The sequence below is a fragment of the Erysipelotrichaceae bacterium 66202529 genome (assembly GCA_017161075.1).
GTDB lineage: Bacteria > Bacillota_I > Bacilli_A > Erysipelotrichales > Erysipelotrichaceae > Clostridium_AQ.
The window spans coordinates 2,341,685-2,356,739 of sequence record CP046174.1; the positions used below are offsets into that span (position 1 = coordinate 2,341,685).

15 protein-coding genes are annotated in these 15,055 nt (G+C 44.5%); 8 read left to right on the forward strand and 7 right to left on the reverse strand.

Annotated features, from left to right (window positions below; translation table 11 throughout):
• Position 1: 1 nt before the first annotated feature.
• Complete coding sequence (locus GKZ87_11105; GenBank protein ID QSI25992.1) at positions 2 to 442, reverse strand: SpoVA/SpoVAEb family sporulation membrane protein; 441 nt, start codon at positions 440 to 442, stop codon at positions 2 to 4.
• A gap of 135 nt (positions 443 to 577) precedes the next feature.
• Between GKZ87_11105 and GKZ87_11110 the strand changes: the two genes are divergently transcribed.
• Together GKZ87_11110 and GKZ87_11115 are read left to right on the forward strand one after the other, a co-directional pair.
• Positions 578 to 1,288 carry an N-acetylmuramoyl-L-alanine amidase gene (locus GKZ87_11110; protein QSI25993.1) on the forward strand — a complete coding sequence of 237 codons (711 nt, stop codon included), beginning with the start codon at positions 578 to 580 and terminating at the stop codon, positions 1,286 to 1,288.
• Between the two features lie 46 nt (positions 1,289 to 1,334).
• The gene (locus tag GKZ87_11115) at positions 1,335 to 1,859 is read left to right on the forward strand and encodes an NUDIX domain-containing protein (protein ID QSI25994.1); all 525 of its coding nucleotides are present in this window, start codon (positions 1,335 to 1,337) and stop codon (positions 1,857 to 1,859) included.
• A 218-nt stretch (positions 1,860 to 2,077) separates the two neighbouring features.
• Here the strand turns inward: GKZ87_11115 and GKZ87_11120 are convergent, their stop codons facing one another.
• Entirely contained in the window at positions 2,078 to 2,656 is a 579-nt protein-coding gene (locus tag GKZ87_11120) for an HD domain-containing protein (GenBank protein ID QSI25995.1), read from the reverse strand.
• 463 nt (positions 2,657 to 3,119) lie between these two features.
• Here GKZ87_11120 and GKZ87_11125 point away from each other — a divergent pair, with 463 nt between their 5' ends.
• The 6 genes from GKZ87_11125 (at position 3,120) to GKZ87_11150 (ending at position 7,753) form a co-directional block, all read left to right on the forward strand.
• Positions 3,120 to 3,914: a Ku protein gene (locus GKZ87_11125; GenBank protein ID QSI25996.1), complete on the forward strand. Its 795-nt coding sequence runs from the start codon at positions 3,120 to 3,122 to the stop codon at positions 3,912 to 3,914.
• Entirely contained in the window at positions 3,914 to 4,849 is a 936-nt protein-coding gene (locus tag GKZ87_11130) for a DNA ligase (GenBank protein ID QSI25997.1), read from the forward strand. Before GKZ87_11125 ends, GKZ87_11130 begins: the two co-directional genes overlap by 1 nt.
• 183 nt (positions 4,850 to 5,032) lie before the next feature.
• The gene (locus GKZ87_11135; protein QSI25998.1) at positions 5,033 to 5,956 is read left to right on the forward strand and encodes an ATP-binding cassette domain-containing protein; all 924 of its coding nucleotides are present in this window, start codon (positions 5,033 to 5,035) and stop codon (positions 5,954 to 5,956) included.
• Positions 5,953 to 6,855, forward strand: a complete 903-nt coding sequence (locus GKZ87_11140) for an ABC transporter permease (GenBank protein QSI25999.1) — start codon at positions 5,953 to 5,955, stop codon at positions 6,853 to 6,855. Before GKZ87_11135 ends, GKZ87_11140 begins: the two co-directional genes overlap by 4 nt.
• Before the next feature lie 11 nt (positions 6,856 to 6,866).
• Entirely contained in the window at positions 6,867 to 7,307 is a 441-nt protein-coding gene (locus GKZ87_11145) for a LytTR family transcriptional regulator (protein QSI26000.1), read from the forward strand.
• 14 nt (positions 7,308 to 7,321) lie between these two features.
• Positions 7,322 to 7,753, forward strand: coding sequence for a DUF3021 family protein (locus GKZ87_11150; protein ID QSI26001.1), 432 nt, complete (start codon positions 7,322 to 7,324; stop codon positions 7,751 to 7,753).
• Positions 7,754 to 7,901: 148 nt separating this feature from the next.
• On the opposite strand, the gene aspS is transcribed toward GKZ87_11150, so the two are convergent.
• From aspS to GKZ87_11175, 5 genes are all read right to left on the reverse strand, one after another.
• Complete coding sequence (aspS, locus tag GKZ87_11155; GenBank protein QSI26002.1) at positions 7,902 to 9,647, reverse strand: aspartate--tRNA ligase; 1,746 nt, start codon at positions 9,645 to 9,647, stop codon at positions 7,902 to 7,904.
• A gap of 10 nt (positions 9,648 to 9,657) precedes the next feature.
• Positions 9,658 to 10,995: a histidine--tRNA ligase gene (locus GKZ87_11160; protein ID QSI26003.1), complete on the reverse strand. Its 1,338-nt coding sequence runs from the start codon at positions 10,993 to 10,995 to the stop codon at positions 9,658 to 9,660.
• 599 nt (positions 10,996 to 11,594) lie between these two features.
• Entirely contained in the window at positions 11,595 to 12,332 is a 738-nt protein-coding gene (locus GKZ87_11165) for a YebC/PmpR family DNA-binding transcriptional regulator (GenBank protein ID QSI26004.1), read from the reverse strand.
• A 423-nt stretch (positions 12,333 to 12,755) separates the two neighbouring features.
• Complete coding sequence (locus tag GKZ87_11170) at positions 12,756 to 13,997, reverse strand: acyltransferase family protein (protein QSI26005.1); 1,242 nt, start codon at positions 13,995 to 13,997, stop codon at positions 12,756 to 12,758.
• A gap of 147 nt (positions 13,998 to 14,144) precedes the next feature.
• Complete coding sequence (locus tag GKZ87_11175; protein QSI26006.1) at positions 14,145 to 15,011, reverse strand: DUF2179 domain-containing protein; 867 nt, start codon at positions 15,009 to 15,011, stop codon at positions 14,145 to 14,147.
• Positions 15,012 to 15,055 lie beyond the last annotated feature (44 nt).

Here is a 15,055-nt window from a genome sequence, read left to right on the forward strand (position 1 = left end):
ATCAGGCTCCAAACAGCAGGTAGCGAATTGTACCGAATACAAACGCTGCTGCGATACCATAGGTCAGTACAGAGCCTGCCAGCTTAAACATATTGCTTCCTATCCCGAATATCGGCCCCTCCGTTCTGCCTTCCATCGCACACGATGTCAGACAGTTCGCAAATCCGCTGATTGGTATAAATAATCCGGCACCGCACTTCTGTGCTGCCTTGTCATAAATACCAAAGCCGGTCAACAGCGCCGTGATCAGAATCACAGTGACGACCGTTACCGATACCGCTGTATCCTGCTTCCATCCAAACATATCCATGCATAGCATCATAAACAGCTGTGCTACAACAGCAAGAGCTCCCCCGCTGATGAATGCAATCAATGCATTTCTGCCCTTGTGCTGAGCAGGTACATGCTTCTTTGCAGTATCCTGCAATGTTTTCTTATCCATCTAAAATCACTCCTTCATGGCTAGTATGCACATGTTTTAAGGAGTTATAAAACGAGTTCAGAAAAACATCACAAAACAAACAAATGCGAAACAGATGCTTCCCTGATAATAGGACGTGTAAAAGGAAGTGGTGAAATGAGAACAATACGAAGATGGCTGCGGCTGCTTATCCTGTTTGCCGTGATTGGTGCATTATCCGCAGCTGGTATTCATGCATATGAATGGATCAGTGATAAAACAGCAACCAGTACTTTACAAGTAGAGGCAGCATCCTATGAGACAACACCAATCATCGTACTGGATGCAGGACATGGGGGCTATGATACCGGCAGCGTTTCCTATGACGGAGTTTATGAAAAGGATATCACGCTTGCCATTACGCAGAAAACTGGAGAGCTGCTGCAGGAGGCAGGCTACAGCGTTGTGTATACACGAAATGATGATGAGGTCAGCTGGTCAGATGACAATAAGGATGATCTGCGCACCCGTGTTGCTATCGCAGAGGAAGCAGCTGCGGATTATTATATTTCCATACATACCAATGCCAGTGAATACGGAGATGGTGCCAGCGGCTTTGAAGCCTATCTCAATTATGAAAATGAAACGATAGCTGCCATGGCATCCTCTATTGAAAGCAATCTGATGGAGCTGCAGTATACACAAAGCCGCGGCTTGAAAAGCACAGAGGATACCTCTTTGTATGTGATTGACAGCAACAGCGTTCCTGCTATGCTGCTGGAGCTTGGCTTTATCACAGACAGTGCGGATGCCGCCTATATGAGCAGTGAGGACGGACAGAATGCCATCGCACAAAGCATTGCACAGGGAATCATGGAGCACCTATAGCAATTACCTTCCGATTCCGCTATAATAAGGGCACGAGGTGAATAACATGCAGAAAAAAATATCTTCAAAGCAGGTATATGAAGGAACCATATTTCATATGACCAGAGATGAAGTGGAAATCAAGGGATCGATTTATCCCCGTGATGTCATCCATCATGATGGCGGTGTCGGTGTTCTTGCCATAAAGAATGGCAAAATTTTGCTGGTAAAGCAATACCGCTATGCGATACAGAAGGAAACGCTGGAAGTGCCTGCCGGAAAGCTGGAAAAGGGTGAAGACCCTTATCTTTGCGGACTGCGTGAGCTGGAGGAAGAAAGCGGTTATACAAGTGAGAAGCTGGAAACCCTGTGTTCCATGTACTCCACGCCGGGCTTTTGCAGTGAGAAAATCTATCTGTACTGGACAAAGAAGCTGCAGCCGGTCGAGCATCCACGTCCCATGGATGAGGATGAGGAAATTGAAACTCTCTGGGTGGATATTCGTAAGGCAGCTGCAATGGTCAATGATGGAACCATTGAGGATGCAAAGACGATTATCGCCGTTCAATATGCAAATCTGTACCTAATTTAATTAAAAACAGCCTGCCGGTATTCTATACAATGAAACCGACAGGCTATTTATATATATGAAAAAAAGTTATTTTTTTAATATTTATTCTGTGTCCGAACACCTGTGCAGGATAAGCGGTATATGCATGCTTTTAACGACAGGATGCTACAAATCTATAATATTATTGGATATCTATATCGTATTCGCTGTTATCATCAGCTTTTATTTCCTTCCTCACTTTACTTTTCTTCCAGATAATAGGTTGCTTCCATATCCGCTGTACTCAAGGCAAACGCAAGCGGATACATTTCAAAGGCTGCGCCGACATTGCGCACCTCTTCACTGCCGCTAAATCCCATATGATAACGGATGGCAAATGCTTCCTCCCTGCTCAGACGCATAAAGCCTGTAATGATATAAACACTCTTTTCCCCATGACCGTATGGCAGTCTGTCATCAAACTCATAAAAAGGAACCTGTACCCATTGTCCGTTTACCTTCTGATTCCGCATACTTTCCTTATAACAGTTGATTTTACAAATATCGTGCAATAGCGCTACGATTGCAATCGTTTCCTCATTGTAATTCATATGATAGCATTCCTTTACACGCGTACGATCCAGGTAATCCTTTAAGCAGTCATATACATTGAGACTATGCTCCAGCAGACCCTGTGCATGGGAACCGTGAAACCGCGTACTGGCAGGTGCCCGAAAAAAATCACTATGCTCCGACAGCAGATATTCCAGCAGCTTCTCACTGCCCTCCCGATGGATATGCTCCCTGTAAATTGATAAAAACCGTTCCTTGTTATCCATAATACTATCCTCCATCATTCTGATACTATTATAACAGGAATAGCAGGGTGTGAAAATAAAAAAACAGATGATTGCCATCATCTGCTTTTCAGTGTCCAGGAGGAGAGATCTTTCCCTGTAAATACAGGTGGGTCTCCTGTGTAATTTTTTAGGATCCCTGTAGTCTTACCTAGGATGTACAGGTGTTCAACACCAAAATACAACATCCGGAGTCCCTTATCTCTAAGTGTAGGAAAAATTTATACCTCACTGGACATCTATAGTATATCATGGATACATGAAAATAATACTCTTGACTTTATTTTTTTTGTTGTTCCATTTTCCAATGCGCTCCTCTATAACCTGCAGCCCTTTTTAATCGGCTATTTTATCAAAATTGCGTACAAAATGCAAATCCTTGGTTTTCCTTATTTCATGTATAGCTTTTATCGGTTATTCACAATCTAAGAGTGAGGTGATCAATATGGCAGTTGCACATAAGGGAGCGATATCCTTCGGACTGGTACATATCCCGATTCAGATGTACCGTACAACCAGAGATGTGGATATTTCCTTTAATCAGCTTTGCAGGAAAACGCATGAGCGCGTCCATTATAAAAAATACTGCGGACATTGCGATAAGGAATTAAAAGCAGCCGATATTGTCAAGGGCTATCAGTATGAAAAGGATAAATACGTTATTATGGATAATGAGGAAATTGATGCTTTGAAAGCAGAAAAAGATCGTACCATCACCATTCTGCAATTCACGGAGCTGGATGAAATCGATGACATCTATTATGAAAAGAATTACTATGCCGTTCCGGAAAAGCATGCGGAAAAGGCATATGAGCTGCTGCGGGATGCCATGGCGAAACTGCACGTTGTAGCTGTTGCTAAAACGGTAATCGGTACAAAGGAAACACTGCTGGCTCTGTGTCCCAGCGATGATGGTATTTTGGTGAAGACACTATTTTATGCGGAGGAGATAGCGGATAATCCCAAAGCCTTTGCACATCCCAAGCTGGTAAAGGCGGAAAGCGATATGGCAAAGCAGCTCATTCAGTCCATGACAAAGCCCTTTGATCCGGCAGATTATCACGATGAATTTCAGGAGCGCCTGCGCAGTGCCATAGAGGAAAAAATCAGCGGACAGCACATCGTCCATGCAAGCGACCGCAAACAGGATAATGCAACACCTGTGGATCTGATGGAAGCACTGCAGCAGTCTTTGTCAGAAATGAAGCCTAAGGGCAGACGCAGGAGTGTAAAGCACTGATGGATTTCTTTGCACGGGACGCTTCCCCAATGCTCATCGGTATTGAAGATGCACCATTCAATGATGAACACTATATATATGAGTGGAAGCTGGATGGTGTCCGCTGTCTGATGTATCTCGATACAGAATATACAGAGCTAAGAAATAAACGGAATCTGAAGCTCAATGATAAGTTTCCGGAGCTCACACAGCTGCACAGGCAGGCAAGAGTTCGCTGTATACTGGATGGTGAGCTGTATATCTTTCATGATGGGGAGCCGGATTTTTTCCAGGTACAAAGACGCACTTTGACATCCGATCCCTTTAAAATCCGTCTGCATTCCCGACAGCTGCCTGCCAGCTTTACTGCCTTTGATATTCTTTATTACAAGGATGCCTTTGTCACGGATCAGCCGCTGATGAAACGAAAGAAGCTGTTAAGCAAAGCTGTAAAGGAAAATGACAGACTTTCCATATCTCGCTATATCGAAACAAACGGTATCGAATTATTTGCATTGACCAAGGAGCGGGGTCTGGAGGGAATCGTCGCCAAGCGCAAGGACAGCCGGTATGCTTGCGGAAAGCGGACAAAGGACTGGATCAAATGTAAGAATCTGCTGGATGATGATTTTATCGTCTGTGGCTATATCGTAAAGGAAAAAGGAATTATCTCTCTTGTTCTGGCACAGTACGATGAACAAAACCGTATCGTGTATAAGGGGCATGTTACGATGGGGGCCTCCCTGCCGTATCTCATGGAGCATAGTGATAAAACAGATACTAGCCTGTTCCCCACTATCCCTGCCGGGAATGAAGAAGCTGTATGGATCACACCGCCGCTTGTGGGAACGGTGAAATTCATGCAGTATACAGAGCAGGGTGGATTGCGGCAGCCGGTATTCAAAGGCTTTCGCGAGGATAAGACACCAGAAGAATGCAGATGCAAAAGCCTGTAAGGTCTATTCCTGACCTACTTACAATCAGTTGTTTCAGACGACTGATTTTTTTGTATGCAGGTTCACTATGCAGCTTAAATACGGATTTCTGCCACTTAGCCCCGACTTTATGCCGCTTACCCGCTGCCCTCTTGCTGACTATGTAAGAATATTGTAAGGTTATGAAGCGAGGAGGATTTTATTATGCATATTATTGAGGTATCACATCTGAAAAAAACGTATGGAGCCTTTAACGCTGTTGATGATATCAGCTTTCACGTGGAGAAGGGTGAAATATTCGGTTATCTGGGAATCAACGGCGCTGGTAAATCTACCACCATTCATATGTTGACAACACTATTTCCGCCGAATGCAGGCTCTGTAACAATATGCGGACATACACTGGGCCGGCAAAATCAGGATATCAGAAAATGCATCGGTGTCGTTCAGCAGTCCAACAGTCTGGATGACAAGCTGACAGTAAAGGAAAATCTGCTTGTCCGCGGCGCCTTATACGAGCATTCCCGTACAGCCCTGCAGCAGCAGCTAGCACATGTGAGTGAACTTCTCGGTCTGAAGGATATGGAAGCCAAACGCTATGCGCATTTATCCGGTGGACAGAAGCGGCGTTGTGAGATAGCGGCTGCCCTGATGCATGAGCCGGACATCCTGTTTTTGGACGAGCCGACAACCGGCCTTGATCCGGCTACACGCCAGACGGTATGGAAATGCATTGAACATTTGCAAAGGGATCGAAATATGACGGTATTTCTTACGACCCATTATATGGAGGAAGCCGCCAAGGCTGCCCATATCGCTGTCATAGATCAGGGCAGACTGATGGAGTATGGAACCCCCTATCAGCTAAAGGAGCGGCATGCCAAGGATCGCCTGCTTCTGCTCGCGAAGGATCATGAACAAGTGCAAGCGCTGTTAAACAGCCTGCACATATCCTATCATCAGCAGCGACAGCATTTTCAGATTGCATTGGATAACACGCTGCAGGCGCTTCCTATTCTAAACACGGTGCAGCCCTATGTGGAGGGCTTTGAAGTGCTGCAGGGAACCATGGATGATGTGTTTTTAAATATCACCGGCAAAGCACTGCCTGAGGAGGAAACAAAATGACAGCCTTAGTAACCTTAACCAAGCGGCATATCCTGTTGTATATCCGTGATCGTTCCGCAATTTTCTTTTCCATGCTGTCCGTTCTCATCGTTTTGCTTATGATGCTTGTCTTTCTGAAGGATATGAACAGGGATGAGCTGATACAGCTTATTCAGAATGCGAACGGCACCATTAACCAACAAGACGCAAGCCACCTGATCACGATGTGGACGATTGCCGGAATTCTTGTTGTCAATGCGTTTACCGTTCCCATCACGATGATCGGTATGCTCATACAGGACAAGGAACAGAAACGGCTGGAAAGCTTTTACTGCTCCTGTGTTCCCCGCCATATTCTGATGCTATCCTATCTGCTGTCCGCAGTACTGATGGGATTTGCGATGTGTATGCTGCTTATGCTGCTTTCTTACTGTTATGTGAGCTTAAGCGGCTTTGCCTTCCTGACACTCTTTCAATTTCTGCAGGCGTCTTTTCTTCTTCTGCTTTGCACCTTTGTTTCAAGCTCTTTAACAGCGCTGATTGCCCACTGGGTGAACAGTGAGCACGCATGGGGCGCCTTTTCCACTCTTGCCGGAACACTGATTGGTTTTCTGGGAGGCATCTACCTGCCGGTGGGAATGCTGCCAGCAGCAGTACAGGGCGTTTTGAAGGGACTTCCGTTTCTCCATGAAGCAGCCCTTATGCGCAATATACTTACCTCATCTTCGCTGACACAGCTGTTTGACGGTCTGCCTGCCTCCCTTACCGATACGTATCGTGAGGTAATGGGAATTACCATCACAGTAAACAAGCAAGCCCTTTCATCAGAATTCCAGATTCTTACGCTGTTGCTTTGTGGTATAATAACGTTAAGCTTAACCGTTTATCTGCTGAACCGGCATACCGCATTTGACAAATAGGAGGGTTGCACTTGAAAATCATCATCGAAGACAAAGTATCAAAGGAGGAAGAGGATACCATCATCGTCCGATGTGGCACGCTGAATGATTCTCTACTCAAACTGCTTCGCCAGCTAAAGAGCGGTGATGAATGTATCACCTGTACGCAAAATGGAAAAATTGCCAGAATTAGGCCGGATGATGTTTATTATTTTGAATCGGTCGATAGTAAAACGTTTCTCTATACAGAAACAGAGGTGTTTGAAATACGACAGAAGCTCTATGAGATTGAAGATCACTATGCAGGCTTTGACTTCTTTCGCTCGTCAAAATCCACGATCATCAACCTGCGTAAGATTCGTTATCTTTCCCCTGTACTTGGCAGCCGGATGGAGGCCACCTTGCACAACGATGAGAAAATCATGATTTCAAGACAGTATGTTGCAGCTTTGAAGGCGCTGCTCAGCATTTAGGGAGGCGATCAATCATGCGCAAATTAAAGGAACTGGCTTTTACCTTCTCTACGATTACCACCTGCACAATCATAGCGGCCACGGTGTTCATCAGCATCTTCTGGAAAGAAACAACGATTGATACGTCAATTCTCTGGCAGATTCTGGTTTGCAGCTTCTTTTGCACGCTTGGAAATCTTCTGTATACAAAAGAAGAAAAAAGCAAGCAGCAGTTTTATGCTCTGCTCGTATTGCATTATTTGTATATCAATGCCGTTGTACTGCTCAGCGGTCTGTTCTTTCGATGGTTTTATGCAGATAATCCCGTTATGGTGCTCACCATGATTACGATTATCGCAATCGTCTTTTCATTTGTTTACATCATGCTTCAAATCCGCTCAAAGCGCGATGCTGCTGTGATGAATGAACGGTTGAAGGCATATATCAAAAAAAGAAATGTAGATTGATGAAAAGCATTGTGACAGCCTTTTATGAAAGCTGTGATACCTATACAAGCACTCTTTCCTTGTGAAACAGGGATACGCTTTGTATGCTTACGATTCAGAAACATAAAACAACGCCTCCGATCATCATAGATCATGGGCGTTGTTTTTCTTATTCTTCTTCCCTAACGGCAATGTGCAGCTCTTCCAGCTGTGCACCATCAACCGGTGTTGGAGCATCACTCATCGGGCATTTTGCATTTGCATTTTTCGGGAAAGCAATCACATCACGAATAGAATCACTCTCTGAAAGGATCATAGCGATACGGTCAAGCCCAAAGGCCAGTCCGCCATGCGGCGGTGTTCCATATTTCAGGGCATCCACAAACCAGCCAAAGTTTTCCTGAATCTTTTCCTCTGTAAAGCCGAGAACCTCAAACATTTTATCCTGCATAGCTCCATCATAAATACGCAAGGAGCCTCCGCCAAGCTCATAACCGTTCAATACGACATCATATGCGATGGCATGAACCTTGCCCGGATCGGTATCAATATATTGCATATCCTCATCTCTTGGACGTGTGAACGGATGATGCATCGCATACCAGCGACCATCCTCCTCGCTATATTCAAACATAGGGAAATCCGTTACCCACAGATAAGAAAATTCATTCGTTTTCTTTAAACCAAGCTCAGCACCGAAATGATTTCGCAGCACACCAAGAACCTCACACGTCGTTCTCCATGCGTCCGAAACAATCAGCACAAGATCATGATCCTTTAATTCCAGACGCTGTGTAAGGGAATGTATTTCCTCCTCGGAAAGAAATTTCACGATTGGCCCGCTCAGCGTTCCCTCCAGATATTTCAATGTCACAAGACCCTTAGCACCGTTTTTCTTAGCCAGATCCGTGATTTTATCAATTTCCTTTCTGGTCATGCCTGCTTTTCCAGGCACGACAACTGCCTTTATACTGCCCTTAGCGGCAATACAGTCCGCAAACACCTTGAAGCCGCAATGTTCAAACAGCTCCGTGATATCCTGCAGCCCCAGATCAAAACGGTTATCCGGCTTATCGCTGCCATAGCGGTTCATTGCCTCTTTCCAGGTTAAACGCGGAAACGGAATGCTGATATCCATTCCCTTGACATCCTTCATCAGCTTTTGCAGCATTTCTTCCATCATGGTCTGAATCTCCACATCGCTTAAAAAGCTGGTTTCCAGATCGACCTGTGTAAAATCCGTCTGGCGGTCAGCACGCAAATCCTCATCGCGGAAGCAGCGGGCAAACTGGTAATAGCGCTCAAATCCGGATACCATCAACAGCTGCTTATACAGCTGCGGAGACTGTGGCAACGCATAAAAGCTTCCCGGATGTACACGGCTTGGCACCAGATAATCCCGTGCGCCCTCCGGTGTGCTTCTTCCCAGCATTGGTGTTTCTATCTCTATGAATGCCTTGCTGTCCAGATATTCACGCATACTGTGTGTGATTTTATGACGCAGGATCAGCTTCTGCTGCATCTGTGGTCTGCGCAAATCCAGATAGCGGTATTTCAAACGGGTATCTTCAAGGGCATCTGTCTCATCCGCCACAATGATCGGTGTCGTTTCCGCGCGGTTGATGATCGTCACCTGCTGTACCTGAATTTCAATATCTCCGGTTGCCAGCTTAGGATTCTTATCCTTACGCTCCATAACGATTCCCTTTGCCTCCAGGATATATTCGTTTCGTACATCCCGTATCGCATCGGAAAGCTGTTCATCAAAAACGAGCTGTGTAATACCCGTGCGGTCACGCAGATCAATAAATACAAGCGCTCCGAAGTTTCTTCTTTTTGCGACCCAGCCGATCAGCGTTACCTCTTTGCCTGCATCACTTACACGCAGCTCTCCATTTGTATGTGTTCTATTCATATTCGTACTCCTATTCCTCATGGTTGCAGGTGCAGTGTTCTTCTCCACACGTACACACATGCGCATCCTCTGTTTCATGAAACATGGCATCCATTGTATCAACCACTGCATCGAGTGCCACTGTTAATTTTTCCTGTGTTTCGATTTCCTTCATATTCACAGTCTCGTTTTGTACTTCCGTTTCACCGATCATGATGGCAACCTTTGCCTTTTTACGATCAACCGTCTTAAACTGCGCCTTAAAGGAACGATTCAGATAATCCATATCCGAACGATAGCCGGCTGCACGAAGCTCTGTGACAACCTGCAAAGCAGTTGTTGCGGCCTCAGGGGACAGGCAAAGGACATAGGCATCCAGACCCTCCTCATCCGCCAGGGAAATTCCTTCTGCCTCCAAAGCAATCAGCAGTCGTTCCAGACCCATAGCCCAGCCAATACCGCTCATACCCTGCGGCCCGCCGAAGTATTCCACCAGACCATCATAGCGCCCACCTGCAAATACTGTGGACTGTGCGCCCATTTCCTTATTGACGGATACAACCTCAAATACGGTATGTGTATAGTAATCCAAACCACGCACCAGCTTATCATCCACCTCATATGGAATACCGAGCGCATCCAGACCCTCCAGCACCTGCTTAAAATATGCCTTGCTTTCCTCATTCAGATAATCCGCCATTTTTGGAACATTCTTCATGATTGGCAGCTCATGATCCACCTTACAGTCCAGAATACGCAGAGGATTCTGTTCATAACGGCGCTGACAATCGGCACACATATGACTGATATCGTTTTTAAAATGCTCCTTCAAAGCCTTTCGATATGCTGCGCGCGAATCATCATCCCCCAGTGTATTGATCAGCACCTTCATATCCTTTAAGCCCAGCGCGGAAATAAAAGACCAGCCCAAAGCGATTGTTTCCACATCCAGCAACGGACTCTTTGCGCCAATCACCTCAACACCGAACTGATTAAAAATACGCATTCTTCCCTTCTGCGGACGCTCATGACGGCACTGCGGCCCGACATAATACATTTTTATGGGAAGATCGGCATAGCCGTACATCTTATGCTCTACAAATGCTCTGGCAACACCCGCTGTACATTCCGGACGCAGCGTCAGTGAGGTAGAGCTGTTTTCCAGCTGAAAGGTATACATTTCCTTATTTACCATATCACTGGAGTCATTTCCTCTTTTGAATACATTGGTATGCTCAAAAATCGGCGTACGGATTTCCTGATAATTATAAACGTATGTAAACTGTCGAATCAGCTCCTCCAGACGATGCCATTTGCCGATTTCCTCCGGCAGAATATCCTGTGTTCCTCTTGGTACCTGATAGTTCATTTCGTTTCCTCCTATACATGTATGCTTCCACCCGCATCGGGCTGGAATAAAATAAAAACGCGTCACCAACAAAGGACGTCGGGAACGCGGTACCACCTTATTTCACTCCTACAGAGTGCAGCTTATCCTTTAACGCAGGTTACGATTATCCATTTCCTGATAATTCCTCCAAAGTGTCCAATTATGCTACTTATAGTAGAAACTTTCACCAGACGTTTCCTCTCTGCACTACATTTCACAAAATCTCTCTTTTTCATCGGATGTACTTATAGTGTACTCATTTCATCTTTTTTTGTCAATAGGAAATTCACGTTCTTAAAAAGGTGCTCGCATTAACGTATACTTCACAAGGAATATAAAGGGGCTTATGGAAAGACGTACTTTATCAAAGAAGCGTTTCCTTATAGTATGACAGCAACAGCCGAGTTATTGCTATCGTGCACACAAGGTAATATAACATTTTATATCTGCTTGTGCCTGGCAGAACCTGCAATAGTTCCGATACCGGCTACAAGGCATGCAGTACAAATGCGGATTTCCAGTTTTTATATACCGGGAATCAAAAAAAGGCAATGCCTGCGCATTACCGTTTTCTTTTTCTATTCTGCACTGTCGTTGATATTACGGACATTGTGATATACCTGCTGTACATCATCAACCTCATTCAACAGATTTACAAGACGCTGAAACAGCATCAGCTCTTCCCCTTGCAGTTCAACATATTCGTTTGGAAGCATGGTATCCTCCAGAATATCGAATGTTACCTCAGGAATCAGTTCTTCAATGGCATCCTTTGCCTTGTTTAGTTCTGTTGGCTCAACCGTAATCGTCATTTGACCATCTTCAACCTCAATGTCCTTCAGATCTACTTCTGCCATGATCAATGCATCCATCATTGCTTCTTCATCATCAAACTTAATAGAAATCAGTCCGACATGCTCGTAGTTAAAGGAAACACAGCCGCTGACACCGATTTTTGCATGAGATTTATTAAAGCATCCACGCAGATCAGCGATAGTACGGTTTGCATTATCTGTCAGACAGTCGATGATAATCGTTGCCTGTCCGCCGGCACCAAAGCCTTCATATGTAGCCGCAGAGTAGTTTTCATTGGTACCACCCTTGGCCTTGTCAATCGCACGCTTGATGACATCCGCAGGAACCTGGTTCGCCTTGGCACGTTCAATTACTTTTTTCAAAGAAGCATTCATGTCAGGGTCAGGTACACCGGCTTTTGCAGCCATCAGTATTTCTTTTCCATAACGGGAATATAGTTTTGCTTTTACCGCTGCAGTTTTTGCCATGGAAGCGGCACGCACTTCAAAATGTCTACCCATTGTTTAATCACCTTCCAAATTTCCTTTACCATTATATCAGAATTTATATATCGTGACAATAAAATATCAAAAAGATGCAGGATTGAAGCCTTTTTAAAATGTTTTTGTTCAGAGAAAGCAGGGACATTATGGCTCATCATGAGGGAATAGCGGTTATGACATTGCATATCAGCTATACAAATGAAAGTAACTGATAGCTTTGATCAGCTCCATCCTTCCCCTACTGGTATGTAAAGTAAAGCACAAGTATTGTGAAAGCTATAGATATCCAGTTTTTATCCATGCTTCAAAATAAATGATATATCAGGAAGTAATATAGGAGGGTGTCCCAACACATATATCTCCTGCTTTTCGCCTGCTTTAGCTATCTGTTCAGAAAAAGCAGTATTTAGGATTGTGTCCTGTCTTGAAGCTCGTCTGCTTTTACAGGGGAAGAACAGGATACCTTTTCTTTATATGCAGTACAGCAAGAGAGGCAGCGTGTGTAAAGCACAGCACACATAGCACCTTTCCAATAGCCAGGAACAGAGAATCAATGTGCGGAAACCAGAGCTCTACAAACAGGATCATCAGCGGATGAATGAGATAATAATATTTTGATACTGCCCGTAAGGGTATCTTGTGCAGTCTGGATACATCAATATTTGTATATAGCAGACAGGAAAACAGATAATAGACCAGTGGTACACAGGCTAGCAGAATATTGCTATCAAGGCGCTGGGTTGTCTGCAGCAGCAGACCCTCTGCGATCAGTGCCACAATGCTGAGCAGCAGCTTCAAAAAGCATAAGGAAGAAACCGGCTGCTCCTTTGTACCGATCCAATAGCCCAGTGTGACATAAAATAAAGCAAAGAATAGAAAATTACGTGTTGTGAAAAAGATTGCGTAATAATAATGAAGCAGACTTTGAAAGAAGTTCCCACAGAAGCCGTAGTAGGTTTCCGTAGCACCAAACAGCAAAAGAACAAATGACACGGCAAGCAGTACCTTCAGGGTATGCTTTTTTTTCCAGTATTGCAAGACGAGCATTGACAGCAGAAGCGCCGGAAAATACCAGAGATGATAATATACGCCGGAATACAGCAAGGCGATCAAAATCACCAAAGGGATGAGCAGAAACAGCAGCAATATCTGAATGACACCGGGTATTCCCATTCCCTTTAGCACCTGCAAGCCCTGTTCAATATAAGGGGCTGCCAGTGAAAAGGAGCTAGGCAGATACACTGCACTCCATACCAGATATACCGGTATCATGGAACGAATATAGGAACGTATGTAATCCGGCTTCTTCTGCTCCTGTCTTGCGGCAAAAAATCCGCTGACCAGAAAGAAAAAAGGAACACAAATTCTGCCGATGATGTTATTGATTGCTATATCCGCCTGCGCCGAAATGTTAAAGAATGGGCGCACATGCAAAATAATGATAATGATCGAGGACAAAAAACGAAATACATCGAGATTCTCATATTGCAGCTTCTGCAGTCCTGCATTGTATGTCATATGTGTTTCCGCCCGCATGATAAACAGCGAACCAGCACCGGCAAGCAGAATAAGAAGCAGTGGCTGTACCATATAATTTTTGTTTTGTAAGATATTCGTCATGTATAACAGCAGGATCATCATGCTCATACAGCCGATAATGATGTTTCTTTTCATCCAGGTCATAGTGTTCCTCCTTCTTTCTACATCGTTTCCTATTTACATACCCTTATATAACACTGTATTGCTTATTGTATTAGTTAACTAGTACAATAATACATAAGAATATGAAAACTGTCAAGAGAAACCTGTATTTATATGCAGAAAAGGCTACTATTCCAACGGCTGTTGATAAAAGGTGCCGTAAAATTGCTCTGTTTTCATAACATTTATAAGAGCCTCCGGATCTGTTTTCCTCACCAGCTGGACGATATCATATACCTCATAAGAGGATACCACTGTCTGCAGTAGATAGATGCGGTTATGATGATAGCCGCCATATGCAGGAATGATGGTGATGCCATGCTTATACCGGTGTATATAGGCATCGCTTACCGCCCTTCTGTTTCTCGTCATAATTTCTATTGTCAAACGTTCATAGCGGTGATAAAACATTTCAATCGTCCTCGTTGTAATATACTGAAACAAAATGGAATAGCCTGCATACAGCCAGCCAAACAGCAGGCCGGATACACAAAGAAGCAGTGTGTTTCCAAAGAATACATAGCCCCAGATAGATTTTCCCAGGCGGTTGGATACATATAACGCAATGAAATCAGTGCCCCCGGTGGACGCATTGCCACGTAGTGCAATAACTGCACTGAAGCCGTATAGAAAGCCTCCAAAAATTACCTGCAGAAAAAGATCATGAACGAGCGGCTGAAAATGAAAAAGCTGTAAAAATATACTGGATGAAAGAAACTGGATGCTGGAATATAATGTGAAACGCTTGCTGAGACGCCGATAGCAAAGCAGTGCCAGTGGGATATTCAGCATAAGGATTCCTGCTGAAACAGAAAAAGGAAAGCCGATAACACCGGCGATGCGGTCCAGCAGAATAGCCAGACCGGTAAACCCGCCGGACAGCAGTCCTGTCGGCTGCATCATGGTCTGAATGACATAGGTTTGTAAAAGAGCGGATAGCAGTACGCTGCCGATTGTTACCAGGGCTTGTGAATGCGGCGTTTTCAGTTTTTGCATAGCAATACCTCCCATATCTGCGAAGCAGTTCTCCTCTCTAGTAT

Bases quoted from the DNA above. Each gene is read 5' to 3' on its own strand.
- GKZ87_11110 (QSI25993.1), top strand. From the start codon at position 578: ATGAGAACAATACGAAGATGGCTGCGGCTGCTTATCCTGTTTGCCGTG.
- GKZ87_11120 (QSI25995.1), bottom strand. From the start codon at position 2,656: ATGGATAACAAGGAACGGTTTTTATCAATTTACAGGGAGCATATCCAT.
- GKZ87_11150 (QSI26001.1), top strand. From the start codon at position 7,322: ATGCGCAAATTAAAGGAACTGGCTTTTACCTTCTCTACGATTACCACC.
- GKZ87_11135 (QSI25998.1), top strand. From the start codon at position 5,033: ATGCATATTATTGAGGTATCACATCTGAAAAAAACGTATGGAGCCTTT.
- GKZ87_11140 (QSI25999.1), top strand. From the start codon at position 5,953: ATGACAGCCTTAGTAACCTTAACCAAGCGGCATATCCTGTTGTATATC.
- GKZ87_11165 (QSI26004.1), bottom strand. From the start codon at position 12,332: ATGGGTAGACATTTTGAAGTGCGTGCCGCTTCCATGGCAAAAACTGCA.
- GKZ87_11125 (QSI25996.1), top strand. From the start codon at position 3,120: ATGGCAGTTGCACATAAGGGAGCGATATCCTTCGGACTGGTACATATC.
- aspS (QSI26002.1), bottom strand. From the start codon at position 9,647: ATGAATAGAACACATACAAATGGAGAGCTGCGTGTAAGTGATGCAGGC.
- GKZ87_11130 (QSI25997.1), top strand. From the start codon at position 3,914: ATGGATTTCTTTGCACGGGACGCTTCCCCAATGCTCATCGGTATTGAA.
- GKZ87_11170 (QSI26005.1), bottom strand. From the start codon at position 13,997: ATGACCTGGATGAAAAGAAACATCATTATCGGCTGTATGAGCATGATG.
- GKZ87_11175 (QSI26006.1), bottom strand. From the start codon at position 15,011: ATGCAAAAACTGAAAACGCCGCATTCACAAGCCCTGGTAACAATCGGC.
- GKZ87_11105 (QSI25992.1), bottom strand. From the start codon at position 442: ATGGATAAGAAAACATTGCAGGATACTGCAAAGAAGCATGTACCTGCT.
- GKZ87_11115 (QSI25994.1), top strand. From the start codon at position 1,335: ATGCAGAAAAAAATATCTTCAAAGCAGGTATATGAAGGAACCATATTT.
- GKZ87_11160 (QSI26003.1), bottom strand. From the start codon at position 10,995: ATGAACTATCAGGTACCAAGAGGAACACAGGATATTCTGCCGGAGGAA.